Below are 24,663 nucleotides of genomic sequence, written 5' to 3' on the forward strand. Positions count from 1 at the left end.
GCTCAGTCGCCCCGCGCCACGCGCCAGCCGGTCTGGCGCAATGCCAGCGCCAGCGCATCGGCCAGGGTCGCCTTGGTGGCAATGCCGTTCAGGTCGATGCCCAGGTGCACGATGGTCTGGGCGATCTGGGGCCGGATGCCACTGATGATGCAGTCGGCCCCCATCAGCCGGATGGCGCTGACGGTTTTCAGCAGGTGCTGGGCAACCAGCGTGTCCACGGTCGGCACGCCGGTGATGTCGATGATGGCCAGCTCGGAGCCCGTCTCCACGATGCTTTCCAGCAAGGTCTCCATGACGATCTGGGTGCGGCTGCTGTCCAGCACACCGATCATCGGCACCGCCAGCACGCCTTCCCACAGCTTGACGACGGGCGTGGACAGCTCCAGCAGCTCTTCCTGCTGGCGGCGGATGACGTCCTCGCGCGCCAGTTGATAGGTATTGACCGTGTGCTGGGCCAGCTTGTCGACCGTCGTCGAAATGCTCCACAGCGACTTGGCCAGGGCGGCGGCGTCGCCACCCAGGCGGCGCTGGGCGGACTCGAACAGGGGCTTTTTCAAGGCAAGCACGAAACGGCTGGTCTCGCCGGCGGTCTGACCCTGGGCCGCGCGCGACTGTGACAGGTCGGCAAGGAAATCGCGCATGGGGGCCCATGCGGAAGCATGCTCGAAGCTTGCGGGATCGCTGCCGTGCCGTACTGCATCGGCAAACGCGCGCATCAGGTTTTCCGCTTCGGCTTGAGCGCCGCGCCGGGCGCCCGGATCCAACTGCAACTCCGACAACCAGGATTCAACAAGATCGGTATTCTCGTCGGACAGTGCGTCCAACAGCGCCTTGGGGTCGCTCGTCATTCTCGCTCTCGAAAGGAACACCGGGCACAGCGTCACAAGGGAGGTGTGGCTGCTGCCTGTATCGGCGACACAGCACAGATGCTGCTTTCGCGGACTGTACCAGAACGCCATCGGTACGCCGCGACTATGCGCGACAGTGTCGCCAGTTCGCCACGAACCGCGAGGATGCTTGCTTGCAAAGGCAGAGGCGGAACACCGTCAGCAGACGCCACGGTGGCGTCGCGCACCGCAAGAATGCGAAAGAATGTGTCGCGGAAACGGAAAAACTTCGACCTTCAGCGCTCGGTATAAGCGATCGGCCGGAATTTATCCTGGAGAAATCTCCCGTTGGCCACCACGGCGTCGGCGTCATGCCGACGGATGCTTTCCGCGATCTTCACCAACTGCCCGTCCAGCAGGTCCAGCTGCTCGATGGACAACTGCTGGACGTCTTGCCGTCATGCACGATCAGCCGGCCTGCGTCACTGCTGCTGGATATTGGCCTTGCGCGCCACCTCGGCCCACTTCTCCACTTCCGCCTTCTGGAAGCGCCCCAACTCTTCCGGTCCGGCGCCGGACACCGTCAGGCCCAGGCCTTCCAGTTGCTTGCGCACCTCCGGCTGCTGCAAGGTCTGGTGCATGGCCTGGTACAGCTTCTGCACCACCGCATCGGGCGTACCCGCCGGCGCGAAGACCGCCTGCCACGACAGCACCTCGAAGCCGGGCAAGCCCAGCTTGTCCAGGGGCTGCACGTCCGGCAGCGTCCGGTCGGGCGTCTTGGAGGTCACGCCCAGCGCCCGCAACCTGCCCGCCTGGATCAAGGGCATCGCCGAAGTCAGGTTGTCGAAGATCAGGTCGACCTCGCCGCCCATCAAGGCCTGCAGCGACTGGCTGCTGCCCTTGTAGGGCACGTGCACCATGCTGACACCCGTCTGGTTCATGAAGAGCTCGCCCGTCAGGTGCTGCGAGCTGCCCACGCCCGAGGAGCCGTAGTTCAGCTTGCTGGCGGTCTTCTTCGCGGCCTCGATGATGTCCTTGACGGTCTTGTACGGGCTGTCCGCCCGCACCACCAGCACGTTGGGCAGGCTGCCGGTCAGGATGACCGGCGTGAAGGACTTCACCGGGTCATAGCCGGTGTCCTTGTAGATGCTGGCGTTGATCGCATGCGAACTGATCGTGCCACCCACGATGTTGTAGCCATCGGGCTTGGCCCGCGCCACTTTCGCGGTGCCCAGGCTGCCGCCCGTGCCGCCGACGTTCTCGACCACGATGGTGGTGCCCAGCAGCTTGGCGGCCTGCACGCTATAGATGCGCCCCACGACATCGGTGGCGCCGCCGGGCAGGAAAGGGACGGTATAGGTGATCGGCCGTTGCGGCCAGTCGGTGGAAGCGGCCGCCATTCCAGGCAATCCGCCTGCGGCCAGGGTGGCCGCCATGCCTGCAATCAAAAGCGAACGGCGGGTCGAACGAAGGGTCCGATGCATGGTCCTGTCTCCTTTGTTGAGGTGTTTTTGCCGCCGGGCCGCCCCAAGGCAAAAGCGGCCCCCTTGGGGGGCAGCAAGCCGAAGGCGCAGCGTGGGGGCCTTTTCTACCGCCGGGCCGCCCCAAGGCAAAAAGCGGCCCCCTTGGGGAGCAGCAAGCCGAAGGCGCGGCGTGGGGGCCTTTTCTGTATTGGCCATTGCAGGATAGTGAAAAGCGCGGCGCGTGGATACGCATTCTCCCCTCTGCCGGCAGGCCGCCATTGCAGCGCCCCCGGGATATCCCCAATAATCCAGCCTGGTTTTCCCCCTCACGCATGCAATGAATCGAGACACCCTGGAACGACAGCAGGTCTGGGTCTACCTGGCCGCCATCCTGCTGGGCCTGGCACTGGGCGCCGCCGCGCCGGCCCTGGCGCCCACCTGGGAACGGCTGCTGTGGCCGGCCCTGGCCCTGCTGCTGTATGTGACATTCACCCAGATCCGGCTGGCGCACCTGCCGGCGGCGTTCAAGGACACGCGCTTCATCGCGGCCGCCCTGCTGGGCAACTTCGTGCTGCTGCCGCTGCTGGTGTATGTCATCCTCTGGCTCGTTCCCGGCGACGACGCGATCCGCCTGGGGCTCGTGCTGGTGCTGCTGGTGCCCTGCACCGACTGGTTCATCACCTTCGCGCACCAGGCCGGCGGCGACCTGCGCCGCGCCGTCGCGCTCACGCCCACGCTGCTGATCATGCAGATGGTGCTGCTGCCCCTCTATCTCTGGCTGTTCATGGGCGCGGACTTCATGAAGATCGTGTCCGCCGGCCACATGCTGGGCGTGTTCGGCGTGGTCATCATCCTGCCGATGGCGCTGGCCTACCTGACCGAAAGATGGGCCGAGGCGCAGCCGCCCCGCGCAGCGCTCATCGCCCGCCTGGGCTGGTTCCCCGTGCCCTTGCTGGCCATCGTGCTGGCATTGATCGCGGCGTCCCAGGTCGAAGCGGTGCTGGGTTCACTGCCCGTGCTGGGCAGCATCCTGGCCGCCTGCCTGGTGTTCCTGCTGGGCGCGGCAGCCTGCGGGGTCGGCTTGAGCAAGGCGTTCCGCTTGCCCACGGCGCAGGGCCGCACGCTGCTGTTCTCGTTCGCCACGCGCAATTCCTTCGTGGTGCTGCCCTTTGCCCTGGCGCTGCCGTCTGGCTGGGAACTGGCGGCCATCGTCGTCGTGTTCCAGTCGCTGATCGAGCTGTTCGGCATGCTGGCCTTCCTGTGGCTGGTGCCCAGGAAGCTGCTGCCGCAGCGTTGATCATTCGTCGTCGAAGATCGTTTCGATCGCCAGCCCGAAGGTCCTGGCGATCAGGAAGGCCAGCGGCAGGCTGGGATCGTAACGGCCGTTCTCGATGGCATTGACGGTCTGGCGCGACACGTTCAGGCGTTCGGCCAGGTCCGCCTGCGACCAGCCCCGCTCGGCCCTGAGGGCCTTCAGATGGTTCTTCACCGGTAACGCCGCGCCGAGATCTGCCCGCCGATCATCCACAGCACGGCCATCAGCGGCCAGACGAAGAACATCGACAGCCGCGGCAGGCCCACGTTTTCCAGGAAGCCATAGCTGAACGTCAGCAGCGCGGTGCCGGCGAACGCAAAACCGATGGCTTCGAACTGCACGCGCATCTGCAGTTCGTCCATGCGGCGCGTCTGCCGCACGACGACCCACAACGCCAGCACGCAGGGCAGCACGGGAAGCAGCGAGACCGGCACCCGCCAGGCCGAATCTGGGGGCATGGCGTTCAGCGCCAGCAGGGATGCGACCAGCACCAGCGCATAGATGCCCATGGCAGCCAGGAACTCGAAGGCGTAGCGGCGCTGTTGGGAACGGGTAGTCATGACAATCTCCTGTAAAGCAGGCTTTACATTCTGCGCGACAACACGCCAATAGTCAAGCTTGCTTTACATCGCTGCCCGGGAAAGCCCACCGCCCGCTTCCGGCTACACTTACGCGCCGTTCTGCTTACCTGCCTGCCCTGAATGACCACCCCCGCATGCGGCCTCGACTTCGGCACCTCCAACTCCACCGTCGGCTGGGTTCGTCCCGGCCAGCACGCCCTGCTCGCGCTGGAAGACGGCAAAGCCACCCTCCCCTCGGCCATCTTCTTCCATGACGAAGACGGTGACGTCAGCTACGGCCGCGCCGCGCTGGCCGATTACCTGGCGGGCTACGACGGGCGCCTGATGCGCGCCATGAAAAGCCTGCTGGGCAGCTCGCTGATCGACGGCCACACGGAAGTCCAAGGCCGCGCACTGCCTTTCCGCGTGCTGCTGACCCGCTACATCGCCGAGCTGAAGCGCCGCGCCGAAGAGACGGCCGGCCGCCCCTTCACCCAGGTGGTGCTGGGCCGTCCCGTCTTCTTCGTCGACGAGAACGAGGCGGCCGACCAGCTGGCGCAGGACACCCTGGGCGAGATCGCGCGCAGCGTGGGCTTCACCGACATCGACTTCCAGTTCGAGCCGCTGGCGGCGGCATTCGACTACGAATCGCAGATCGACCGCGAAGAACTGGTGCTGGTCATCGACATCGGCGGCGGCACCTCCGACTTCTCATTGATCCGCCTGGGCCCGGGCCGCGCCGCCAAACCCGACCGGCGCGAAGACATCCTGGCGCACGGCGGCGTGCACATCGGCGGCGCCGATTTCGACATGCAGCTGAACCTGGCCTGCGTCATGCCCTTGCTGGGCCTGGGGTCACAACTGAAAAGCGGCAAGGACATGCCGTCGACGCCCTATCGCAACCTGGCCTGCTGGCACACCATCAACCAGGTCTATGCGCGCAAGTCGGTGGACCTGCTGTCCACCCTGCGCATGGAGTCCGCCGAGCGCGACAAGCTGGACCTGCTGATGGAACTCGTGAAGCAGCGCGCCGGCCACTGGGTGGCCATGCAGGTGGAAGACGCCAAGATAGCGCTCTCGGATGCCTCCGACACGCAGATCGACCTGTCACGCATCGCGCCGGGACGCCACGTGGACGTGGGCCGGCCGCTGTTCGACAGCGCCGTGGGCGGCCTGGTGGGCAAGGTGGAAATCAAGGTGGGTGAACTGCTGCGCGACGCGGGCGTGTCCACCGACGATGTCGACACAGTGTTCTTCACCGGCGGCTCCAGCCGCGTGCCGCGCCTGCGCGAAAGCGTCTCGGCGCTGGTGCCCCGCGCTCGCAGCGTCGAAGGCGACCTGTTCGGCAGCATCGGCGCGGGCCTCGCGCTGGATGCGGTGCGCAAGTTCGGCTGAGGCCGGCCAGGCGCGCCCCGCCCCCTCAATAACGCAAGGCGTTTTCCTTGCTGGCCTGCACGGCCTGGGCGAACGCCCGGGTGACCAGGCTGGTCACGACGTTCGCGAAATACCGCGCGCCCAGCGCGCCGTACTTCGCCTCGTCCTGCGGCGTCAGGGCAATGGTGCCGGGGCACTTGCCCGCCGCCGCGATGGTCTTCAGGCCGTGCGCAATCGCCTGCTGCACCGGCTCGGCGCTCCAGTTGGCGCCATGCCCCATGGCGTGCGACAGGTCATTCGGCCCGATGAACACCGCGTCCACGCCGTCGACCCTCGCGATCTCGTCGATCTGTTCGATGGCCTGCGGCGTCTCGGCCATGGCAATGAAGGCCACGCCCGCGTTACTGCGCTCGGCGTGCGCATTGCCGCCAAACGCCCCATACCCCGCCGCGCGCGTGCTGAAGGCGCTGCCGCGCGTGCCTTGCGGCGGATAGCGCATCTTGTCCGCCAGGCGGCGCGCGTGGGCGGCGTCCTGCACCATCGGCACCTGGATGGCGCTGGCCCCCATGTCCAGCACCCGCGGAATGTCAGCCTCGAAACAACGCACCACCGGCGCGATGCCCGCGGCGCGCGCCGCCCGCAGCATATGCTCGGTCATGCCCAGGTCGGCGCTGCCGTGCTCGTTGTCCAGGATGATGAAATCGAAACCGGCATAGCCGCACATCTCGACGATGGCGGGACTGGGCAGGCCATTGAAGATGCCGCGCAGGGGCTTGCCGCTGGCAAGCATGGCGGGCAGCCGGGTATCCAGGGGATGGAAAGCGGACGTCACGGGTTGCTCCTTTGTCGTTGTTGTTGCCCTTCGTTTTGCCTCTTCGCCCCCGTCTTCGCGGGTGGCGACTGGCTCACTGTAGGCTTTTCCGACAAAACCCGCTTGCGTATCCGTTGCGCTAGCCTCGCTGTTCCAGCGCGCGGCTGATGCGGTGCCTGGCCACCGTCGTGCGCGGCACCTTGAACGTGAACCAGTTGCGCACGTCCTCTTCCAGGCCGATGCCGTGCATGTAGTTGTAGATGGCCTTCTTCAGCGCCTTGCCCAGCGCATCGTGGTCCACGCCCGTGGGATCGTCGAAGCCGATATCGTTCTTGGCGAAAGTGACCGGCGGCAGCGGCCGCAGCGTCACCCCGTATTCCTCGGGGTTCTGGCCCACGGGCGAATGCACCGTACAGGCGAAACGGTGGAAGAAGCCGCTCTGGATGCAGCCGTTTTCGAACAGCTGGCGCACGTATTCCAGCGCATCGACGGTGTCCTGGACGGTCTGCGTGGGGAAGCCGTACATCAGGTAGGCATGCACCAGCACGCCCGCATCGGTGAAGGCCCGCGTCACGCGCGCCACCTGGTCCACCGACACGCCTTTCTTCATCAGGTTCAGCAAGCGGTCCGACGCCACTTCCAGGCCGCCCGACACGGCGATGCAACCGCTGTCGGCCAACAGCTCACAGAGCTCGGGCGTGAAGGTCTTCTCGAAGCGGATATTGCCCCACCACGAGATGCCGGCGTTGCGTTCGATCAGCTCGGTGGCCAGCGCCTTCAGCGACTTGGGCGGCGCGGCCTCGTCGACGAAATGGAAGCCCGTCTGCCCGGTTTCCTGCACGATCGCCTCGATGCGATCGGCCAGCACCTTGGCGGACGCGCCTTCGTAGCGGCCGATGTAGTCCAGGCCCACATCGCAGAAGCTGCACTTCTTCCAATAGCAGCCGTGCGCCACGGTCAGCTTGTTCCAGCGCCCGTCGCTCCACAGCCGGTTCATCGGGTTCAGCATGTCCAGCAGCGACAGGTAGCGGTCCAGCGGCAGGCCGTCCCAGGTGGGCGTACCCACTTCGGCGAACGCCACGTCGGGCTCGACCATGTTCACGTAGCGGACCTCGCCGCTGTCGGCATCGCGCAGGAAGGTGCGCACCAGGCGCTGGCGCGAGCGCTTGCCCTGCACGTGCTCCAGCAGGGCAAGCAAGGGACGCTCGCCGGCGTCCAGCGACACGTAGTCGAAGTAATCGAAGACGCGCGGGTCTTTCAATTCACGCAATTCGGTGTTGACGAAGCCGCCGCCCAGCACCGTGACGATGGCCGGATCCTTCGCCTTGATCGCCTGCGCGATGCGGAACGCCGCATAGACCGCACCGGGAAATGGCACCGACAGCAGCACCATCGTGGGCGCGTGCCGCGCCAGCGCCTGCTCGGTCAGGTCCCGCAGCGTGTCGTCCACCAGCGTGGGCGGCGCGGCCAGCGCTTCGGCCAGGGGATCGAACGTGGGCTGGCTGCTGGCCAGGGATTCCGCATAGCGCACGAACTCGAAACGCGGATCCACGGCGTCGCGCAGCACGTCGGCCAGGTCGTTCAGGTACAGCGTGGCCAGGTGCTTGGCGCGGTCGTGCAGGCCCATCGCGCCGAAGGCCCAGCCCAGCGGGTCGCCGCCCTCTTCGTCCAGGTAGACGTCCAGGGACGCGAAGCGCGGCCCTTCCGGCAGGAAATGGCGGCCCACGATGCGATGCGCCAGGGTGGAATCGCGCCCTTGCAGGAACGCGATGACCGGGCCGATGGTGGACAGATAACGATCCTGCATGGCCACGAAAGCCCGCACCGACGCCGTGTGCCGCTTCACCGGCAGCTCGGCCACGCGCGCCGCCACGTCGCGCAAGCCCTCGGGCGAGAGCAGCCGCAGCGCCACGGCCAGCGCCAGGTCTTCCTGGAAGGCGGTGACGTCGCGCGAGCGCAGGAAGCCCGTCAGGTAGGCCGTGGACGGATAGGGAGTGTTCAGCTGCGTCATCGGGGGGATGATCGACAGCACGCGGACAGGGGACATGGGTGGCAAGCGGAACAGGACGGCGCGGCGGCGGCGATCCTGGCCATGAGGAAGGCAGTGGCCGTCATTATAGAAGCGCCGCCATGCCAGCCGCGCAGCCCGGGCCGTCTCGCCCACGCAACGTTCCGGCCACCCATCGTCCGGCGACGGATTGTCAAAGGCCAAGCCGTCGCGCCATAATCGCCGGCTGAAAAGAAATTGATAACCGTTCGCATTCATGCGCGGTTCGACGAGACGACAACGTGAGCGGATTGGACAGCGCCCCCCAGAGTTTCGAGCACCTGTACGGCAGTCATCACGGCTGGCTCTACAAGTGGCTACACCGCCGGCTGGGCAATGCGGCCGATGCCGCGGACTTGGCGCAAGACGCTTTCCTGCGCGTGTTGACGGGCAAGTGCCGCTTCGACAACGATCCGCAGGCGCGGGTGTACCTGCGCAACATGGCATCGGGCCTTTGCGTGGACCTCTGGCGCCGGCGCGAGCTGGAGCAGGCCTGGGCCGACACGCTGGCCGCGCTGCCCGAGCCGACCGCGCCGTCCGCCGAGCACCAGGCGATCGTGCTGGAAGCGCTGGGGGAAGTCGACGCCATGCTGCGCGGCCTGCCCCCCAAGGCAGCCCAGGCCTTCGTCATGGCCATCGTCTGCGAAGCCACCGACGACGAGGTGGCGAACGCCTTGGGCGTGTCTTCACGCATGGTGCGCAAATACGTGTCGCAAGCCATGCTGCGCTGCCTGCTGCTGGAAACCCGGCTGGCCCACGCCCGGACGCCGCCGCAAGCGCCCGCATTGGCGTCCGCGTTGTGAGCGGCTCTCGCCACCCTTTCGACCCCGGCACGCTCGCCTTGTCGCACCCCGTCCTGGAACAGGCAGCCGACTGGTTTGCCTTGCTGCGCTCGGGCCATGCCAGTGCGCAAGATCGGCAGGCCTGGCAGCAGTGGCTGGACGGCTCGGCCGAACACCGGGAAGCCTGGCGCCACGTCGAACGCATCGGCACCCGCTTCGCTCCCTTGCAAGACAGCCCGGCACGCGATACGGCGGTGGCCACCTACCGCCGTGTCTCGGCGCGTGGCGCGCGCGCACGGCGCCAGGTCCTGCTGGGTCTGCTGGGCACGGCAGGCGCCGGCTGCCTCGGCTGGGCGACCTGGCGTCACACCCCTTTGCCCGCACTGGCGCTGGGCTGGACGGCAGACCACCAGTCCGGCATCGGTGAGACCCGCCAGATCACGCTGGCGGATGGCACGCGGGTGTGGCTGCGCGCGCTCAGCGCCTTCGATGTCCGCTACGACCCGGCGCAGCGCGAATTGCGCCTGAGCAGCGGCCAGATGCTGATCGATACCGCCTCCGACCCCAACCGGCCCTTCTTCGTGCAGACCCGCGCCGGGCGGCTGCAGGCCCTGGGAACGCGCTTCACGGTCCGCCAGGAGGAAGAGGCCGTGCTGGTGGCCGTGTTCGACGGCGCGGTCCGGGTGGAGACTGCCGACCGGCGCAACGCGGGCATCGTGCCGGCCGGCGAGCAGGTGCGCTTCACATCGACGCGCCTGCTTCCCGCCGCGGCGGCCACTCCTGCCCTGGAAGCGTGGTCGCATGGCGTGCTGGTGGCCGATGGCCTGCCTCTTGGCGAGGTCGTCCAGGAGTTGCGCCGCTACCATTTTGGCCACCTGGGCGTCTCTCCTGCCGTGGCGGACCTGCGCGTGTTCGGCAGCCTTCCCATCCATGACGTGCCGCGCGCCCTGCGCATGATGGCCTCCGTGCTGCCCATCCGGCTGCGCCAGCCCATGGCCTGGTGGATCAGCATCGACGCCCAGGCCTAATACGCCGCGGTCTTCCCTGCAGTTACAAATTCGCGTTCCGGTTTTTCCTGTGCCATCCGATAAGGCGGGCAAAGAGTCAGGCAGCGTGCACGACCGCGCAACCGTCTGCATGTCTCCTCCTTCCACCGTTTGAGCCCAGGTCTCCCATGCCCGTCCACCCTGCCCCCGCCACCCGCCGGCTTTCGGCTTCAGCCCTGCCCCGCCACGTCCGCGCCATGAGACTCACGCTGGCCCTGGCCAGCGCCGGCCTCATCAGCGGGGCCCCCTCCGTGGCTGCGCAATCCGCCGCCGGCCAGGCCGACACACTGCGGCAGTTCGACGTGCCGGCCGGCCCGCTCAATCGCGTACTCGCCAAGCTTGCCAACGACACCGGGCTGCTGCTCATCGCCACCCCGGAACTGGTGGCAGACCGGCAGAGCCCTGGCGTCCGCGGCAGCGACACGCGCCAGGGTGCGCTGGCGCAGGCGCTGGCGGGCACGGGCCTGCAAGCCACGCAGGATGCGCCGGGCCAGTATCGCCTGGTGCCCGCACCCACCGGCGGCGTGAGCCAGCTGGAAGCGGTCACCGTGACCGGCGCGATCCCGCGGCAAGGTCTGTCTCCTGCCTATGCCGGCGGCCAGGTCGCCACCGGAGGCCGGGTCGGCCTGCTCGGCAGCCGCGACATCCAGGAGACGCCTTTCAGCGTGACGCACTACACCGCCAAGCTGATCGAAGATCAGCAGGCCCAGAACATCGGCGACGTGCTGGTGAACGATCCCTCGGTGCGCAACACCTACTCCCGTGGCGCGGGACGCGATGAATTCAATATCCGCGGCTTCACGCTGTTCAACTACGACGTAGCCTTCAACGGGCTGTATGGCGTCTCGCCGCGCAACGCCAGTTCGCTCATCGGCGTGGAGCGCGTCGAAGTGCTGCGCGGTCCCAATGCGCTGCTCAACGGCATGGCGCCTTACGGCTCCGTGGGCGGCGCCATCAACCTCGTGCCCAAGCGAGCGGGGGAGACGCCGCTGAACCGCTACACGCTGTCCTACATCAGCGACAGCCAGATGGGCGTGCATGCGGACCTGGCGCGCCGATTTGGCGACAACAAGGCCTTCGGCGCACGGCTCAACGTGGCGGGCTCGCGCGGCGACCACGCCGTCGACGGCGCGCGCGAGGACCTGGGCGCCATGGCCCTGGGCCTGGATTACCGCGGCGACCGATTCCGCATCGAGGCCGACCTGAACTACCAGAACCGCGATACCGACGCGCGCAGCGGCCTGCTGTTCCCGCCCGCGCCGGGCGTGGCGATCGGCCGCGCGCCAGACGCGCGGCACAACTTCTTCCCTTCATGGACCTATTGGCGGACCAAGGAATGGTCAGGCGCCGTGCGCGCCGAGTACGACGTGTCTTCCGACTGGACGGTGTATGCCGCGGCAGGCGCGCGCAAGCACGACTTCCAGAGCCTGCAGACCTCGTGGCTGACGCTGGACGGAGACGGCAATATCGGCGCGGTCCCGGCGCGCCTCGACGAGTCATTGCTCAGCAGGACGGCGGAAATCGGGGTGCGGGGCGCGTTCCACACCGGCCCCGTGAAGCATCAACCCACCGCAAGCGCCAGCGTCATGGACATCGATTACTCGTCGGCCCGCATCCGCTCAGGGACGGTGTTCTCCAATCTGTATACGCCCGCCGACCTGGTCAAGCCCAACATCGCCCGGCCAGGCGGCTTGCCCAAGACCAGCGAAACCCGCCTCTACAGCGTGGCAGCCGCGGACACGCTCTCCTTCCTGGACGACCGCGTGCAGCTCACCGCGGGCGTGCGCAACCAGCGCGTGCAATCCGCCAACTACGATGCCTTGAGCGGACGCCGCACCGCCGACTACGGCAAATCCCGCCTGTCGCCCGCCTATGCCTTGATGGTGCGGCCGCTACCCGCCCTGTCGCTGTACGCCAACTACATCGAAGGCCTGAGCCAGGGCGCCACCGCGCCGGCGGGCGCCGTCAACGCCGGGGAAACGTTCGCCCCCAACGTGTCCAAGCAGGTCGAAGTGGGCGCCAAGTACGATTTCGGGTCGTTCTCCACCACGCTCAGCGCCTTCCAGATCGAGCAGCCCAGCAGCTTCGTGGACGCCGTCTCGGGCCGCTACGTGGCCGACGGCAGGCAGCGCAACCGCGGGCTCGAACTGCTGGGCCAGGGCGAGATCGCCCATGGCGTGCGCCTGCTTGGCGGCGTGGCCTACACCGAAGGCAAGTTGACGCGCACCGAGGGCGGCCTGAACGATGGCAACCACGCGCCCGCCGTGCCCCGCTACCAATTCAACGCCGCGGCCGAATGGGACACGTCTTTCCTGCAAGGCCTGACCCTGACCGCGCGCATGCTGCGCACCACCCAGCAATACGTCGACGTGGGCAACACCCAGGAGATTCCCGGGTGGACGCGCTTCGACGTGGGTGCGCGCTATGCCTTCGACGCCAACGGCACGCCGATGGTGCTGCGGGCCACGGTGGAAAACGTGCTCAACAAGAACTACTGGCAATCCGCCGCGCGCGAAGGCCTGACGGTGGGCGCGCCGCTGACGGTGCTGCTGTCATTGAGCGCGGAGTTCTAAGCAAGGCCTGCCATCAACTTGCCCGCAGTTCACCCGACTTGCGCAGTTGCACCGCATCCTTGGCGGGCGGCAGGCCGAACATGCGCACGTAATCGCGGCTGAACTGCGACGGGCTTTCGTATCCCACGCGAAAGCCCGCGCCCGCCGCATCCATCGCCTCGGACACCATCAGGCGACGCGCCTCCTGCAGCCGCAGGCGGCTGCGGAATTCCAGCGGCGTCATGGACGTGACGGCCTTGAAGTGCGCGTGGAACGTCGAACGGCTCATGCCCGCGATATCGGCGATGTCGTCGATCCGGCACGCGCCGTTGTAGTTCGCGCGCAGCCACACGATGGCCTTGGCGATCTGGTTCAGGCGACTGTTGGCCTGGGCCATCTGCCGCACCATGCTGTTGCATGCGCCGGTGCCCGTCAGCAGGCGATAGAGGATTTCGCGCGTGATCAGCGGCGCCAACGCGTCGATATCGCGCGGCGTATCCATCAGTCCCATGAGCCGCAATACGGCGTCCAGCACGTCGGGATCGGCATCGCCCAGCGCCAGGCCTGTCGCCGGCCCATCGGCCTCTTCCTCGTGAACGGGATAGTGCAGCGCCAGGTCGCCCAGCTGCGCCATGTCCAGGTCCAGCGACAGGCTCAGGTAAGGCTGCGCGGGCGTTGCCTCGACGACGGCCCCGGTGACGGCCATGTCCACCGACGCCACCAGGTACTTGGCCGGGTCGTAGACATAGGCGGTGGCCCCCAGCATCACCTGCTTGCGGCCCTGCGCGATGACGCACAGCGTGGGCGCGTAGACGACCGGCATCGGCATCGTCGGTGAACTGGCGCGATACAGGGTGATGCCCGGGATCGGGCTGGCAGCGATGCCGTCCGCGGGCATGTGGCGATCCAGGATGGCGGTGAGCCGTTGCAGCGTATCCATGCGCGCTCCGTGATGAAGGAGGGTGGCCGGCGCGCGCAACACGCGCCCGGTGAAATCGGGCCATCGGGGGGAGTCAGACAATCGTACAAGAACTCCGGATGATGCGGCTACAGCCCGCAGCGCCCCCCGGGACATACTTCCTTCAACGTATCCGGCACATCCCTTGCACAGGAGTTGAATATGTCCCGTCCCACCGCACTCGACCACTACCGCCTGCTCGGACGATCCGGCATGCGCGTCTCGCCCCTCGCCCTGGGCACCATGACCTTCGGCGCCGACTGGGGCTGGGGCGCCGACGATGCCCAGGCGCGCCGCATCTTCGATGCCTACGTCGACCAGGGCGGCAACTTCATCGACACCGCCGTCAACTACACCAACGGCGCATCCGAACGCATCCTGGGCGCGCTGCTGCAAGGCAAACGCGACCGCATCGTGGTGTCCACCAAGTTCACCATGGCGCGCGACCCCGGCGACCCCAACAGCGGCGGCAACCACCGCATGAACCTGGTCCGCTCGGTGGAAACCAGCCTGCGCCAGCTGGGCACCGACCGGATCGAACTGCTGCACCTGCACGCCTGGGACTGCACCACCCGTGCGGAAGAAGTGCTGCGCGCGCTGGACGACCTGGTGCGCGCCGGCAAGGTGCTGTACCTGGGCATCTGCAACACCCCGGCCTGGAAGGTGGCGCAGTTGCAGACCCTGGCGGACCTGCGCGGCGGGTCGCCGCTGGTCGCGCTGCAGATCGAGTACAGCCTGGTGGAACGCAGTGTCGAACACGAACTGATGCCCATGGCACTGGAAATGGGCCTGGGCGTCATGCCGTGGTCGCCGCTGGGCGGCGGCATCCTCACCGGCAAGTACGGCAAGGAAGACCTGCGCCAGCAGAGCGAGACGCAGGTGTCCGCCACCCGCAAGGGCGTCATCGCCTCGTCCGGCCACATGAATGCGCGGTCGCTGGAGATCGCCGATGTCGTGGTGGACGTCGCTCGCGAGATCGACGCCACGCCCTCGCAGGTTGCGCTGGCGTGGACGCTGCGGCACCCCGCCGTGTGCGCGCCCGTCATCGGTGCGCGCACGCTGGAACAGGCACAGGACAACCTGGGCGCGCTGGCCTTGCAGCTGTCGGACGAACACGTGGCCCGCCTGAACGACGCCAGCACGCCCGCGCCGATCTTCCCCGAGCGCTTCATCGGCCGGCCGATGGCGCAGCAACTGATCTTCGGCGGCGCCCACGTGCAGCGCCGCGCCTGAGCACGCTTTACCCCCAAGGGCTCGCGGCCCATTCCATGACGAAAAGGAGCACATGCCATGACGACATTCAAATCCTTCCTCACCGCCCTCGTGCTGGTTGCCAGCACGCTATTCACCGGCACGGCGCTGGCCCGCGCCAGCGATGCCCCCACCGAGAAGAACCGCCAGTTCATCGCCCAGGCCTTCGAGAAATGGGCCGCGGGCGGACGCACCTTCTTCGACGACGTGCTGGCGCCCGACATCACCTGGATCATCAAGGGCACCAGCCCGGCCGCCGGCACCTACCAGGGCCGTGACGACTTCATGAAGCGCGCGGTCATGCCCTTCGCCACCCGCCTGTCCACGCCGATCAAGCCCGTGGTGCGGGACATCTGGGCCAGCGGCAACGACGTCGTCGTGCACTGGGACGGCACGGCCACCGCCGCCGACGGCGCGCCCTACAGCAACAGCTATGTCTGGATCTTCCGCATGGAGAACCAGCGCGCGAAGGAGGTGATCGCCTTCCTGGACCTGGTGCCCTACGACGACGTGATCCGCCGCATTCCCATGCAGGAACAAGGCGCACGGAACACGGGCAAGACCTCGTACACCGCCATGTGGGTGACCGATGACGGCGACATCCGCCATGAACTGCTGCCCAATGGCCGCTACGACGAGGCGCGCAGGGGCTTGCCTTGATACCACTCGTCCAGTGCGGCTGGCCTCAGCGCCGCCAGCACCGCCGCGGACAGTTCATGCCGTGACGCCGGCAAGCCCGCGCCTTCGTAGGCGTCGCGGGTTCCCGCCACCAGCACCTCGCAGCGGATGACGCGGCCCAGGTCCTGCGGGATCTCCTGTGCCCCGGACTGGCAGGCCTGGGCGGACAAGGAGTGCGCCTTGCGGCAGACCGACGGGCGGATGGCATAGATGGAACAGAGGCCTTCCCGCAGGAAGGCACAGGGCTGCCCATGCGGCAGGTGCCCGCCGTCCGCCGCCGCCTTGGCGCGCAATCGTTCGATGAACACCAAGCGTTCCGATTCCTGCAGTTGATGCAGATGACCGGCAATGCGCAACGCCTCCGGATCCGACACCTCGACCCGCGCATGGCAACAGGACGCACAGCCTGGCCTGCAGTCGGGCGGCGGGCCCACCGCTTCCGAGGCGGCCACGACGGCATCGACGTTTTCGTGCAAGACGCCGACGAAGGCGACCGCCTGGCTGGCATTCCCCGCGGCCGCCAAAGCCTGTGCGGCGCGGTGCCGCACAGCGCGCATCGCGTCCAGCAGTTGGCGTTGTTCTTGGGGACTCAGCATGTGTCCGACCCCTGCCCGGCCGCCGTTCAGCCCCAGCGGCGCGTCAGCGCGGCTGCCACGACGAACTGCAAAAGCAGCGCGACGAGCGCCAGCAGGCCTTCGGACCATGGCCCGATCAGTTGTTCATAGGTCAACATGCCGCGCGCCGAAATCGTCACCACCAGCTTGGCCGCGAACGCCAGCAGCAGGCCAAGCAGGGACAACAGCAGCAGGCGCCGCATGCGCACCGGCGCCTCGGCACGCAATCCCCACCAGGCCCCCAGCCCGCCGACCACGCCCAGGAGAACCAGATACCCCACCACCAGCAGGACCTGGCGCGTGGCCTCGGCCGGGTCCAGATAGGCCCAGCGCGCGGAAAAATGCGCCATGACGACCAGCCACAAGGACAACAGATAGGTCAGGCTGAACGCGCCGAACACGACGGCTGCACGGCCTCCCGTGGCGCCCGCGTGCGGCTGGCCGGCGCGTGTCGCCCCAGGCACGCGCAGCGCCAAGCGCAAGGCCACCCACGAGACGACCGCCTGCATCAGCAGGTCGGCCGCCCGCATCAGGAACAGGTTGCCGTCCAACAGCCAAGGGCCGGCCGCCCAGCCCACCACCCAGGCAGGCGTGAATTGCAGAATGCCCTGGATGACGGCAAAGGCCGCCCAGCCTTGCCAGGCCAAGGTGACGCCGGCACGTTGCGGCCGCTGCAATACTGCCTGGGCCACCAGGAACGTCACCAGCCCGGCTGCCAGCAAGGCATCCGCGCCGCCCGGCACGTAATGCACGGACACAGCCAGGAAATCATCCGGCATCAAGCCTTGCAGGGCCGGATCCAGCATCTCGGGCGGGCGTTGCGCCTGCCAGACCTGCAGCAGCCACAACACCCCCACGCCGGCCAGGGCCAGCCAATAAGGAAGGTGGCCCACGGCGACGGATGATTGGCTGCGGCTCATGCCGAGCCCTTGTGACGCAAGAACTGCTTGGCCAGCCACGGCAACACGGGAACATCCAGCTTCATTGCGTAACCTTTTGACAACATGTTGGCGCACGATATCGAGGGGCCACACGATACTATGCCCGCTCAAATCGAGCCGACACAGGCCATTCCTGGGAAAGAGGAAAATCCTTTGAAGAAGATCGCACTATCCATTGCCCTGTCCGCCCTGCTCGCCGGCTGCGCGGGTTCGCCCATGGGCAACCTGATCAACAACGAGCGCAACGAAACCCGCAACGACGTCCTGGCGTCCTGGGTAGGCGAAGACGAAGACACGCTGGTCATGAAGTGGGGCCCGCCCACCGGCAGCTACACCCTGTCCAGCGGCGCGAAGGTCATCTCCTATGAATACGTCTGGGGCGTCTATGTCGGCCAGCGTTATCACTGCGAAGAGAAATTCCTGATCGAGAAGGGCAAGGTCACGAAGTGGGGCATCGGGTCGGCTTGCCAGAAGAGTGGCGGCAAGGGCCAGACGCTGCCGGCGAGTACGCCGGTGCCGCAGCCGACGCTGTAACGCGCCACGCGTGCGAGACGGTCAAGGGCCGTCTCGCCATCGCCACCGCCACGGCATCAATCCTCTGGCACGTAGATCATGCGGCCGTCCTCCAGCCGATAAGTGACCCCCGCGCGCGCGCCCTGGCCTTCCCCCATCTCACCACTGGCTTCGTAGCGCGTCAACGCCTGCCCGTCCTTGATCGTGATGCGCATGTCGGATTCACCCGGATTTTCCACCACGACGACCTTGTCCTGCGAAAAGGGGTTGAGCGGATTCTGTGCAATGACGACCATCAGCATGCCGATGATCACCAGGAACAGATCAATCAGATTGACGACGGAAAGCATCGGATCGTTGGCGTCGTCCTCGCTCAGGAAGCGCATCAGGCAGCTCCCTGTCCGGCGCGCATGCGCTCTATCTGCCGCAGGTCCTGCAACAGCCAGCGCCGCTTCACGGTCAGGATGAAGAAGCAGATGCTGGCGGCCAGCAGCGCCAGTATCACCGAGGAAAACGCCGCCACCATGTTCCTGCCCACCGCAGCGCTGTCATTGCTCCCCAGAGCCAGCAGCGCTGGTCCCATGGGAATCATGGTCGCGATCAAGCCCAACATGGGCGCTGTACGCGACACGACCCGAAGCCACTCCAGCCGCCGCATGATCCAGAGCTCCAGGTCGTCGCTGGCCGGCAGCGTGCCATCCTGACGCTTTGCTGCATAGGAAAACAGCGCCGCCGTGCACGCGCCGCGCTTGCGCTGCCACGCCTCCACGAAGAAAGCGCCCAGGACGAACAGCGCATAGACCAAGGCGGCTGCGATAAGCAACATCACGGGCGCGAGAAAGATTCGCGTCACGGCATAGAGCAGGGTTTCGATCTCGGAAAGAAAGGACATGAGTGTTCAACGATGGGAAGTATTGGAAGAAGAATGCGCATGCGCCCTGGCTGTGACCGTGGCCTGCCACAGACCGCCACCCATGATCAACAGCAGCATGAGCGCAAGCGTCCAAGCCTGGGACGCGTCCTCGGCGGGCGGTGCCTCCACCTGCGACAGCACCTGGCCCTGCACGGCCTGCGTGGGTGCCTCCTCCGACCGAGATGACGGCCCCGGCTCCGCCGCAGGCGCAGCCGTCATCGCTGGCGTGGTGGCCCCTTGCAGGCCATACCCTTGCGCCATGTCGGAAATGTACTGGCGCGTGACCTCGGCGCCCGTATCCACGCCATGTTGCCGGGCCAGTTCCTGCCAGCGCTGCGCCAACGCCTGTCGGGTCTCGACCGATGCGTCCCAATAGCCCTTGCGGATCGCTTCAGCCATGCGCTCGATGACTTGCGCCTGCGCTGTGGGATTGTGCGTCTCGAACCATTCCTGGGTGCCAAGCGCTCGCGTATCAGCGACATAGGTATCGAACATGGCCTGCCATTGGTCCGCGCGCACACTATCGGCTGCGACGGCTTGCCACCCAAACAGATTATTGGTGACGGCAAGCACCTCCAGGGTGCCGGCGTAGCCCTCCTGCTGCATGGCATCGATCCATTGCGGGTTGAGATAACGCGCGCGCAACTCGTCGGACAGGAAGCGGGCCAGGCCCGTGGTTCGGGGCTGGTTGCCACGCAAGTCCGAGATCAATAATTGTGGGGCCTGACCGTCCAGATGCTGGATGGCTGCCGACAGTCCTCCCAGGAACTCGAAAGGATGATCCGTCGACAACACCCCATGCAAGGTCGAGGAGCGAGACATGATGGCGGCCTGAGTCCCTCGCAATTGCTCTGCGAGGACATTGGCCTGCTCGGGGCTTGCGCCCCACGTCTCTGCGCCATAGGCATAACGGCTGCTGGAAAGAAACTGTTGACCGAGCGCGGCATCGTCCTCCCACTCTGTCGAGCGCATCGCCAGGTCGGGTACGCCCGTCCCATAGGCGCCCGGCGCATTGCTGAAAATCCGAGCGCGCGAGATGGACTGCGCAGCATCGGGTTCCATACCGCCTGCCTGCAAGGTCGCAGCCACCCGGCGATTGCCCGCGGCGATGGGGTTGTCCGGCTCGTCCAGTTCGGCCAGCCGCCGCAACGCGTCGTCCAGCAAGCGCATGAAGCTGTCGAACTGGTCCCGATACACGCCAGTCACCTGCACCACCACATCACTGCGTGGCCGCCCCAATTCAGTGGCCGGAATAATCTGCAAGGCGGTCACCCGTCCTCCCGCATCCCAGACTGGACGCAGGCCCAGCGCATGTAGCACCTGCGCCTCGGTCACCCCCAGATGACGGACCGCTTCCGAGGCCCACAAGCTGAACGCCAGCTTCTTCGGATAGGCGCCACCATGCTCGGCGCGAAAGGCCGACAGCAATTGCGCATAAGCCTCTTCCGCCTGCGCATAAGCCGCCCGCGCGGGAATCTTGTCGGCCTCGAAGGCATACAGATTGCGGCCGCTGGCGACATCCGGATTACGGATGGGATCGCCGCCCGCACCAGGCGCGACGAACCGTCCCGCCAACCCTGCCAGCAGCGCCTCGTTTTCCTGCGTGTCGCGCAGGTTCCGATCCAGGTCTGCGGCGCGCTCCGCAAATGCCTGAGCCTGCGCAGGCAAGGTGTCTCGCTCGTCCTTCACCAACAACTGGCGAATCGCCCGATACGCGGGGTTCTCCGGCAAGGCATCCGGGTCGGGCACCAACATGGACTCATCGTCCAGGCCCAGGGCTTCCTGCAAAGGTCGCCCCAGTTGCTGCATGACAGTGCTGGCACGGTGTTCGATGCTGGCGGGCTGGCCAAACGTGTGCAGCCCCAGCGGCATCGCTACCCGTGCAAGTTCGTGCAAGTGATCATGCAGTGCTTGCAGGAATCCGTCGAAATCCTGCTCGGCTCGCTGGGCCGTCCAGGCCAGGTCGTCGTGCAGGTTGGCCGCCACGGCCGCCTCGCGTATCTTGGCTGCCACGCGTTCGCGCACACCGCCATCGTCCAACTGCTCGTATTCATGGATCAGATGATGGACATCACGAAGCTGGTCATAAAGACCCGCTGGCGCGAAAGGTGGCGTCTGATGGCTGATGGTGACAGCGCGTCCGCGCCGCTTGGCCTGGATCGCCTCGCCGACGTTATCCTGGATGTAGGGATAGAAGACTGGCAGCCCGCCAAGCGCCAGCCAAGGATAGTCGCTGGCCGCCATGCCGCGGTCCTTGCCCGGCAGCCATTCCTGGGTGCCGTGAGTGCCCAGGTGCACCAGGGCGTGGGCGCGGTGCCCGGCCTGCAGATATAAGTACGACGCCATGTAAAGATGATCAGGCGCCTCGGCCGTATCGTGGTAATGCCCTGCCTGCCCGACGTGACGCGGCATCTGGGGCATGACCAGCAGATTGCCTCGCTCCCAGCGAGGAATCACGAAATAGCGCTGGCCATCGATCTCGCGCACCGCGCGATGATGCGACGGCTTTCCTCCCTGGCGCATTTCGAGGCGGCGCTGCGCAGGCAGTGCCGCCAGCCAGCGCTCATAGTTTTCAAGCGGGTACAGCGCCGCGAGCCCCTCTTCGAGCAGGCTTTCCAGCGGCACCTTGCCGTACAAGGCGCCCAACATGCGCTGGCCTGCCGCGATCACCTCCTTTTCCTCCAGTGCCGCCCCGACTGAGTAACCTTCCGCTGCCAGCGCCATCTGGATGGAGACGATACTGCGCGGCAGATTCAAGTTCGATGCCCCCAGGTTCTTCTCGCCCGCGGGATAGTTCCAGAACATCAACGCCAGCCGCTTGTCGGGGTTGGCGGTATGGCGCAACGCCACCAGGCTTTCCAGCTTGGCCATCAAGGCATCGAGCTGGAAGGGCAGGAAATTCGGCACGCCCGCCGTCGATGCCGACAACACCAGCGGATCGCTCACCCCCCAACTTTCCGGACCGGCCAGGAATACCGCCGTGGTGCGAGCCGACACCCCGCTTGGGGCATCGAGCCAATCTGCCGCGTCGCCCTCACGGAAGCGCAAGGTCTGGATGACGGGGATGTCCAAGGCCAGGAAATCGCGGCTGCGTGCCCCGCCATCCTGCATGTGGGTAAGGTTCACCAGCACATCCACCTGGTCTTTGCCCAGCACTCGCGCCAACCCGCCAGCATCGGCGGCATCCAGCCAGAACACCACTGGCACCAGCCCAGCCGCTACGCTGCGGGCGATCAGCGTATCCAGCTCACCGGTCAGCAAGTCGCCCACCGTGCTCTGGTGCGTCAGGAAAGCCACTCGTCCGGCGGGTTTGCCTCCGGCATTGGAATGGCGCGCGTGCCAGGCAAGATAATCGGCAAGCGCCTGGAACACCCGTGGCGCATCCGGATGATAGAAACCCGTACGGGGCAAAGCGGTGGGCGGCGCTCGCAGCGCCGCGTCCACAGTCTGGCCGTCCAGCACCGCACGGGCCAACGCGAAGTGGCGGCTGAAGTTCTCCTGCCCGCCAGCGGCATACAGCGCGGCAAGCGCTGCGCCGTCCTGCGCTTGCAGCCCTGACCATTCTGGGCGGCCTCCTCCCACGACCAGTCGTGGCAGGTCTGGCGAGGCGCCGCGTTGCGCGTGCTGTTGCGTCAGCGCGCGCGCCAACGCCTGCGACACGAGGTTGCGATCCGAAGGACGGGGCACGTCCAACAGGAGCAATGCCGAACCATCCAAGGCCTGCTGCCATGCCTGCGGCGAGGCACGTTCGACATCCAGGTGACGCAACGCGATCCCCGCGCGCGCAGCCAGGGGCTGCAGCCGCGCGAATTTTTCTGCTGAAACGAAGCCATTGTGCAGGATCTGCACTACCGGCTGCGCCGCAGCCGATGTGGCAAGCCCCCAGGACAACAAGACAAGCCCGCAGCAGCGCATCAAGCGACTGACGACCATCAGAACCTCGCCGTCAAGCCGGCAAAGTACCGCCTGCCCTCGTCAGCCCGACCGTAGATACTGGCATCGTCATTGGCCAGGCGCTTGTCCGTGATGTTCTCGATGCCGGCATGCAGGCTCAGGTTGCGATTGACCTCATAGTCGACGTACCAGTGCCACAGCGTGTAGCCGGGCCGCTCCTGCTCGGTGGCAGAGCGGTATTGCGCGCCCACATACTCAGCCCGGACGCGCGTGGCCAGCTGGGCGGTGGCGTCCCATGCCAGCGTCGCATTGGCGCGATGACGCGACCGGTCCGCCAAGCGCTCATCCGTGCTGCGATCACGCGCATCCAGATACGTGTAATTTGCGCGCAATTGCCACTGGGCAGCCAGAGGCGCGACACCCGTCAATTCCAAGCCCTGCAATCTCGCCCTGGCGACGTTGTCGTAGGCCAGGCAGACCCGGCCGCGCACGTCGCATGTCGGCTGGCGCACGGTTTCAATCAGATTCCTGACGTCGTTATGGAAGAACGTGGCCCCCGCCGACCAGCCCTGGTTGGCATACGCGGCTCCCAGCTCGAACGACTGATTGGTTTCCGGCTCCAGATCTGGATTGCCGCGGATGATCCCGCGGCCGCCCATCGCCGCACGCGACTCGTATTCGGGGGACAACTGCTTGAGCGTCGGTGCCTTGAAGCCACGTCCGACGCCTGCACGCAAGGTCCACGCCGTATCCGGCCGGAACACCAGATAGGCACGCGGACTGGCTTCCCAACCGAAATCCTCATGGTGATCGAAGCGGCTGCCCAGTACCAGGTCCAACTGCCTTGCCAACGCGATCTCGTCCTGCGCGAACAACGCGTAATGCGTCTGCCCTTTCTTGCCTGCCAGGTTGACGGTCGGATCCTCCAGGCTTTCCCGGCGAGTCTCGGCCCCCAAAGTCACCAGGTGGGACTGCCCCAGCGCAAATGCCGCCTTGCCATCGACAACGGTATCGACAAAGCGGTGCGGCCCGGTCGCATCCCCCCCATCACTGCGACTGGCATGACGCTGGAGCGTACTGCGGTAGGCCCGCAACTGGGTGCTTCCCCAATTCCAGTCGCCCGCATGGGAAAGGGAATAACGGCGCCGTTGCGCGTCGTAGGTCGCCTCGTAGCGCGCACCGGCAGTCCCTCCCCGCCATCCTTCCTGGTCTTCATTGCCGGCATCGATGGACGCGTCGACACGCTGGCGGTTATCAGGCGTCCAGGTCAGGCCGATGTGTCCATTGATGGCTTTCTGGTCATCCAGCGCGGTCAGGGCACGGTTTCCGGCATCGCGCAACGCGTCCCGCCGTTTCACTTCGCCCCAGGCATTCAGGCCCAGCCGGCCCGGCACCAGCGGGCCGCCCACGTAGAAACCGTTCTTGTATTGGTTGCCATCCAGCCCATGGTCGTTGATCAGCGCCGAACTGCTGAAAGAGCCTTGCCAGGTGTCGGTAGCGCGCCGCGTGATGACGTTGACCACGCCACCCAACGCCTCGGAGCCATACAACGAGGACATCGGTCCACGCACCACCTCCACCCGCTCGATGGCCTCGGTCGGCACCCACCCCAATTCGAAGTCCGAGTGGGCAATGGCCGACGCGGACGTATTGATACGCTGGCCATCGACCAATATCAGCGTGTGCTCGGGCGTCATTCCCCGGATGGAGATACCACGACGGCCCAGGCCGACGCTGTCATCGAGTCCGATACCGGGCTCACCTCGCACCGCATCCGCGAGATCCAGGACCGGTCGATTGCGCAACGACGCGCCGTCCACCACCGACACGCTGGCCGGTGCCTCGGCCTGGGGGCGCTCCGAGGCTGTTGCCGTGACGACCACTGCAGGCAGCAGGACGGTTTGCTCACCACGGCTGCCAGAACCCGGCCGGCGTTCTTCCTCCGCTGCACTCGCAACGCTTGGGACCGCCACGACAGCAAATGCCGCCAACCCCACTATTCCGGCCCTTTTGCCTGCCCACATCATGAAATCTTTCCTTGCCTTAAAACGATATAACATTCCAAATAAAAGCCCTGAAAATCCAATGGCTTTTATCTATCGATCCTGGACTGCCAAAACAGCC

At 66.5% G+C, this 24,663-nt stretch carries 22 protein-coding genes; 8 read left to right on the forward strand and 14 right to left on the reverse strand.

Annotated elements, in window-relative coordinates:
• Positions 1-2: 2 nt before the first annotated feature.
• The 3 genes from ODI_RS18130 to ODI_RS18135 form a co-directional block, all read right to left on the reverse strand.
• Complete coding sequence (locus ODI_RS18130) at positions 3-848, reverse strand: STAS domain-containing protein (protein ID WP_067748557.1); 846 nt, start codon at positions 846-848, stop codon at positions 3-5.
• Positions 849-1,123: 275 nt separating this feature from the next.
• Positions 1,124-1,267 carry a hypothetical protein gene (locus tag ODI_RS22365; protein ID WP_157929785.1) on the reverse strand — a complete coding sequence of 48 codons (144 nt, stop codon included), beginning with the start codon at positions 1,265-1,267 and terminating at the stop codon, positions 1,124-1,126.
• A gap of 42 nt (positions 1,268-1,309) precedes the next feature.
• Entirely contained in the window at positions 1,310-2,227 is a 918-nt protein-coding gene (locus ODI_RS18135) for a Bug family tripartite tricarboxylate transporter substrate binding protein (RefSeq protein ID WP_231968089.1), read from the reverse strand.
• 400 nt (positions 2,228-2,627) lie between these two features.
• On the opposite strand from ODI_RS18135, the gene ODI_RS18140 reads away from it, so the two are divergent.
• Entirely contained in the window at positions 2,628-3,587 is a 960-nt protein-coding gene (locus tag ODI_RS18140; protein ID WP_067748551.1) for an arsenic resistance protein, read from the forward strand.
• Here ODI_RS18140 and ODI_RS18145 read toward each other — a convergent pair whose 3' ends face one another.
• Positions 3,588-3,779 (reverse strand): helix-turn-helix transcriptional regulator, encoded by a 192-nt coding sequence (locus ODI_RS18145; protein ID WP_067748549.1) that lies wholly within the window; start codon positions 3,777-3,779, stop codon positions 3,588-3,590.
• Entirely contained in the window at positions 3,776-4,165 is a 390-nt protein-coding gene (locus tag ODI_RS18150; RefSeq protein WP_067748546.1) for a hypothetical protein, read from the reverse strand. Before ODI_RS18150 ends, ODI_RS18145 begins: the two co-directional genes overlap by 4 nt.
• A gap of 141 nt (positions 4,166-4,306) precedes the next feature.
• Between ODI_RS18150 and ODI_RS18155 the strand changes: the two genes are divergently transcribed.
• Entirely contained in the window at positions 4,307-5,560 is a 1,254-nt protein-coding gene (locus ODI_RS18155; RefSeq protein WP_067748542.1) for an Hsp70 family protein, read from the forward strand.
• Between the two features lie 25 nt (positions 5,561-5,585).
• On the opposite strand, the gene ODI_RS18160 is transcribed toward ODI_RS18155, so the two are convergent.
• Together ODI_RS18160 and ODI_RS18165 are read right to left on the reverse strand one after the other, a co-directional pair.
• Positions 5,586-6,371 carry an HpcH/HpaI aldolase family protein gene (locus ODI_RS18160; RefSeq protein WP_173719680.1) on the reverse strand — a complete coding sequence of 262 codons (786 nt, stop codon included), beginning with the start codon at positions 6,369-6,371 and terminating at the stop codon, positions 5,586-5,588.
• Positions 6,372-6,489: 118 nt separating this feature from the next.
• Positions 6,490-8,397, reverse strand: coding sequence for a B12-binding domain-containing radical SAM protein (locus tag ODI_RS18165; protein WP_067748892.1), 1,908 nt, complete (start codon positions 8,395-8,397; stop codon positions 6,490-6,492).
• A gap of 242 nt (positions 8,398-8,639) precedes the next feature.
• Here ODI_RS18165 and ODI_RS18170 point away from each other — a divergent pair, with 242 nt between their 5' ends.
• From ODI_RS18170 to ODI_RS18180, 3 genes are all read left to right on the forward strand, one after another.
• Positions 8,640-9,200, forward strand: a complete 561-nt coding sequence (locus ODI_RS18170; RefSeq protein ID WP_098020940.1) for a sigma-70 family RNA polymerase sigma factor — start codon at positions 8,640-8,642, stop codon at positions 9,198-9,200.
• Entirely contained in the window at positions 9,197-10,207 is a 1,011-nt protein-coding gene (locus tag ODI_RS18175) for a FecR domain-containing protein (RefSeq protein WP_067748538.1), read from the forward strand. Before ODI_RS18170 ends, ODI_RS18175 begins: the two co-directional genes overlap by 4 nt.
• A 215-nt stretch (positions 10,208-10,422) precedes the next feature.
• On the forward strand, positions 10,423-12,798 hold the full coding sequence (locus tag ODI_RS18180; RefSeq protein WP_067749736.1) for a TonB-dependent receptor: 2,376 nt from the start codon (positions 10,423-10,425) through the stop codon (positions 12,796-12,798).
• 13 nt (positions 12,799-12,811) lie between these two features.
• On the opposite strand, the gene ODI_RS18185 is transcribed toward ODI_RS18180, so the two are convergent.
• Positions 12,812-13,717 carry an AraC family transcriptional regulator gene (locus tag ODI_RS18185; RefSeq protein ID WP_067749738.1) on the reverse strand — a complete coding sequence of 302 codons (906 nt, stop codon included), beginning with the start codon at positions 13,715-13,717 and terminating at the stop codon, positions 12,812-12,814.
• A 180-nt stretch (positions 13,718-13,897) separates the two neighbouring features.
• Here ODI_RS18185 and ODI_RS18190 point away from each other — a divergent pair, with 180 nt between their 5' ends.
• Positions 13,898-14,968, forward strand: coding sequence for an aldo/keto reductase (locus tag ODI_RS18190; protein WP_067749740.1), 1,071 nt, complete (start codon positions 13,898-13,900; stop codon positions 14,966-14,968).
• A 57-nt stretch (positions 14,969-15,025) separates the two neighbouring features.
• Positions 15,026-15,646 (forward strand): nuclear transport factor 2 family protein, encoded by a 621-nt coding sequence (locus tag ODI_RS18195; RefSeq protein ID WP_067749743.1) that lies wholly within the window; start codon positions 15,026-15,028, stop codon positions 15,644-15,646.
• Here ODI_RS18195 and ODI_RS18200 read toward each other — a convergent pair.
• Both ODI_RS18200 and ODI_RS18205 read right to left on the reverse strand, forming a co-directional pair.
• Positions 15,616-16,260 carry a YkgJ family cysteine cluster protein gene (locus tag ODI_RS18200; RefSeq protein WP_067749745.1) on the reverse strand — a complete coding sequence of 215 codons (645 nt, stop codon included), beginning with the start codon at positions 16,258-16,260 and terminating at the stop codon, positions 15,616-15,618. The two genes, ODI_RS18195 and ODI_RS18200, sit on opposite strands and share 31 nt — an antisense overlap.
• Positions 16,261-16,286: 26 nt before the next feature.
• On the reverse strand, positions 16,287-17,198 hold the full coding sequence (locus ODI_RS18205; RefSeq protein WP_067749747.1) for a hypothetical protein: 912 nt from the start codon (positions 17,196-17,198) through the stop codon (positions 16,287-16,289).
• A 174-nt stretch (positions 17,199-17,372) separates the two neighbouring features.
• Between ODI_RS18205 and ODI_RS18210 the strand changes: the two genes are divergently transcribed.
• Entirely contained in the window at positions 17,373-17,753 is a 381-nt protein-coding gene (locus ODI_RS18210) for a putative periplasmic lipoprotein (protein WP_067749749.1), read from the forward strand.
• Positions 17,754-17,809: 56 nt separating this feature from the next.
• Here ODI_RS18210 and ODI_RS18215 read toward each other — a convergent pair whose 3' ends face one another.
• From ODI_RS18215 to ODI_RS18230, 4 genes are read right to left on the reverse strand one after another with little or no spacing between them, the layout of a single operon-like run.
• Positions 17,810-18,118, reverse strand: coding sequence for a DUF2149 domain-containing protein (locus ODI_RS18215; protein ID WP_067749750.1), 309 nt, complete (start codon positions 18,116-18,118; stop codon positions 17,810-17,812).
• Positions 18,118-18,624 carry a MotA/TolQ/ExbB proton channel family protein gene (locus ODI_RS18220; RefSeq protein WP_067749752.1) on the reverse strand — a complete coding sequence of 169 codons (507 nt, stop codon included), beginning with the start codon at positions 18,622-18,624 and terminating at the stop codon, positions 18,118-18,120. The genes ODI_RS18215 and ODI_RS18220 overlap by 1 nt, the downstream gene beginning before the upstream one ends.
• 6 nt (positions 18,625-18,630) lie before the next feature.
• Entirely contained in the window at positions 18,631-22,578 is a 3,948-nt protein-coding gene (cobN, locus tag ODI_RS18225; RefSeq protein WP_067749754.1) for a cobaltochelatase subunit CobN, read from the reverse strand.
• Positions 22,578-24,566 (reverse strand): TonB-dependent receptor domain-containing protein, encoded by a 1,989-nt coding sequence (locus ODI_RS18230; protein ID WP_231968090.1) that lies wholly within the window; start codon positions 24,564-24,566, stop codon positions 22,578-22,580. Before ODI_RS18230 ends, cobN begins: the two co-directional genes overlap by 1 nt.
• Between the last annotated feature and the right edge of the window lie 97 nt (positions 24,567-24,663).

Origin of the sequence: Orrella dioscoreae, assembly GCF_900089455.2 — a bacterium.
GTDB lineage: Bacteria > Pseudomonadota > Gammaproteobacteria > Burkholderiales > Burkholderiaceae_B > Orrella > Orrella dioscoreae.

What these genes read in the sequence shown, in the direction of transcription:
- ODI_RS18130 (WP_067748557.1), bottom strand. Translation starts at nt 848, where the DNA reads ATGACGAGCGACCCCAAGGCGCTGTTGGACGCACTGTCCGACGAGAAT.
- ODI_RS18135 (WP_231968089.1), bottom strand. Translation starts at nt 2,227, where the DNA reads ATGGCGGCCGCTTCCACCGACTGGCCGCAACGGCCGATCACCTATACC.
- ODI_RS18140 (WP_067748551.1), top strand. Translation starts at nt 2,628, where the DNA reads ATGAATCGAGACACCCTGGAACGACAGCAGGTCTGGGTCTACCTGGCC.
- ODI_RS18150 (WP_067748546.1), bottom strand. Translation starts at nt 4,165, where the DNA reads ATGACTACCCGTTCCCAACAGCGCCGCTACGCCTTCGAGTTCCTGGCT.
- ODI_RS18155 (WP_067748542.1), top strand. Translation starts at nt 4,307, where the DNA reads ATGACCACCCCCGCATGCGGCCTCGACTTCGGCACCTCCAACTCCACC.
- ODI_RS18165 (WP_067748892.1), bottom strand. Translation starts at nt 8,397, where the DNA reads ATGTCCCCTGTCCGCGTGCTGTCGATCATCCCCCCGATGACGCAGCTG.
- ODI_RS18180 (WP_067749736.1), top strand. Translation starts at nt 10,423, where the DNA reads ATGAGACTCACGCTGGCCCTGGCCAGCGCCGGCCTCATCAGCGGGGCC.
- ODI_RS18185 (WP_067749738.1), bottom strand. Translation starts at nt 13,717, where the DNA reads ATGGATACGCTGCAACGGCTCACCGCCATCCTGGATCGCCACATGCCC.
- ODI_RS18190 (WP_067749740.1), top strand. Translation starts at nt 13,898, where the DNA reads ATGTCCCGTCCCACCGCACTCGACCACTACCGCCTGCTCGGACGATCC.
- ODI_RS18195 (WP_067749743.1), top strand. Translation starts at nt 15,026, where the DNA reads ATGACGACATTCAAATCCTTCCTCACCGCCCTCGTGCTGGTTGCCAGC.
- ODI_RS18200 (WP_067749745.1), bottom strand. Translation starts at nt 16,260, where the DNA reads ATGCTGAGTCCCCAAGAACAACGCCAACTGCTGGACGCGATGCGCGCT.
- ODI_RS18205 (WP_067749747.1), bottom strand. Translation starts at nt 17,198, where the DNA reads ATGAGCCGCAGCCAATCATCCGTCGCCGTGGGCCACCTTCCTTATTGG.
- ODI_RS18215 (WP_067749750.1), bottom strand. Translation starts at nt 18,118, where the DNA reads ATGCGCTTCCTGAGCGAGGACGACGCCAACGATCCGATGCTTTCCGTC.
- ODI_RS18220 (WP_067749752.1), bottom strand. Translation starts at nt 18,624, where the DNA reads ATGTCCTTTCTTTCCGAGATCGAAACCCTGCTCTATGCCGTGACGCGA.
- cobN (WP_067749754.1), bottom strand. Translation starts at nt 22,578, where the DNA reads ATGGTCGTCAGTCGCTTGATGCGCTGCTGCGGGCTTGTCTTGTTGTCC.
- ODI_RS18230 (WP_231968090.1), bottom strand. Translation starts at nt 24,566, where the DNA reads ATGATGTGGGCAGGCAAAAGGGCCGGAATAGTGGGGTTGGCGGCATTT.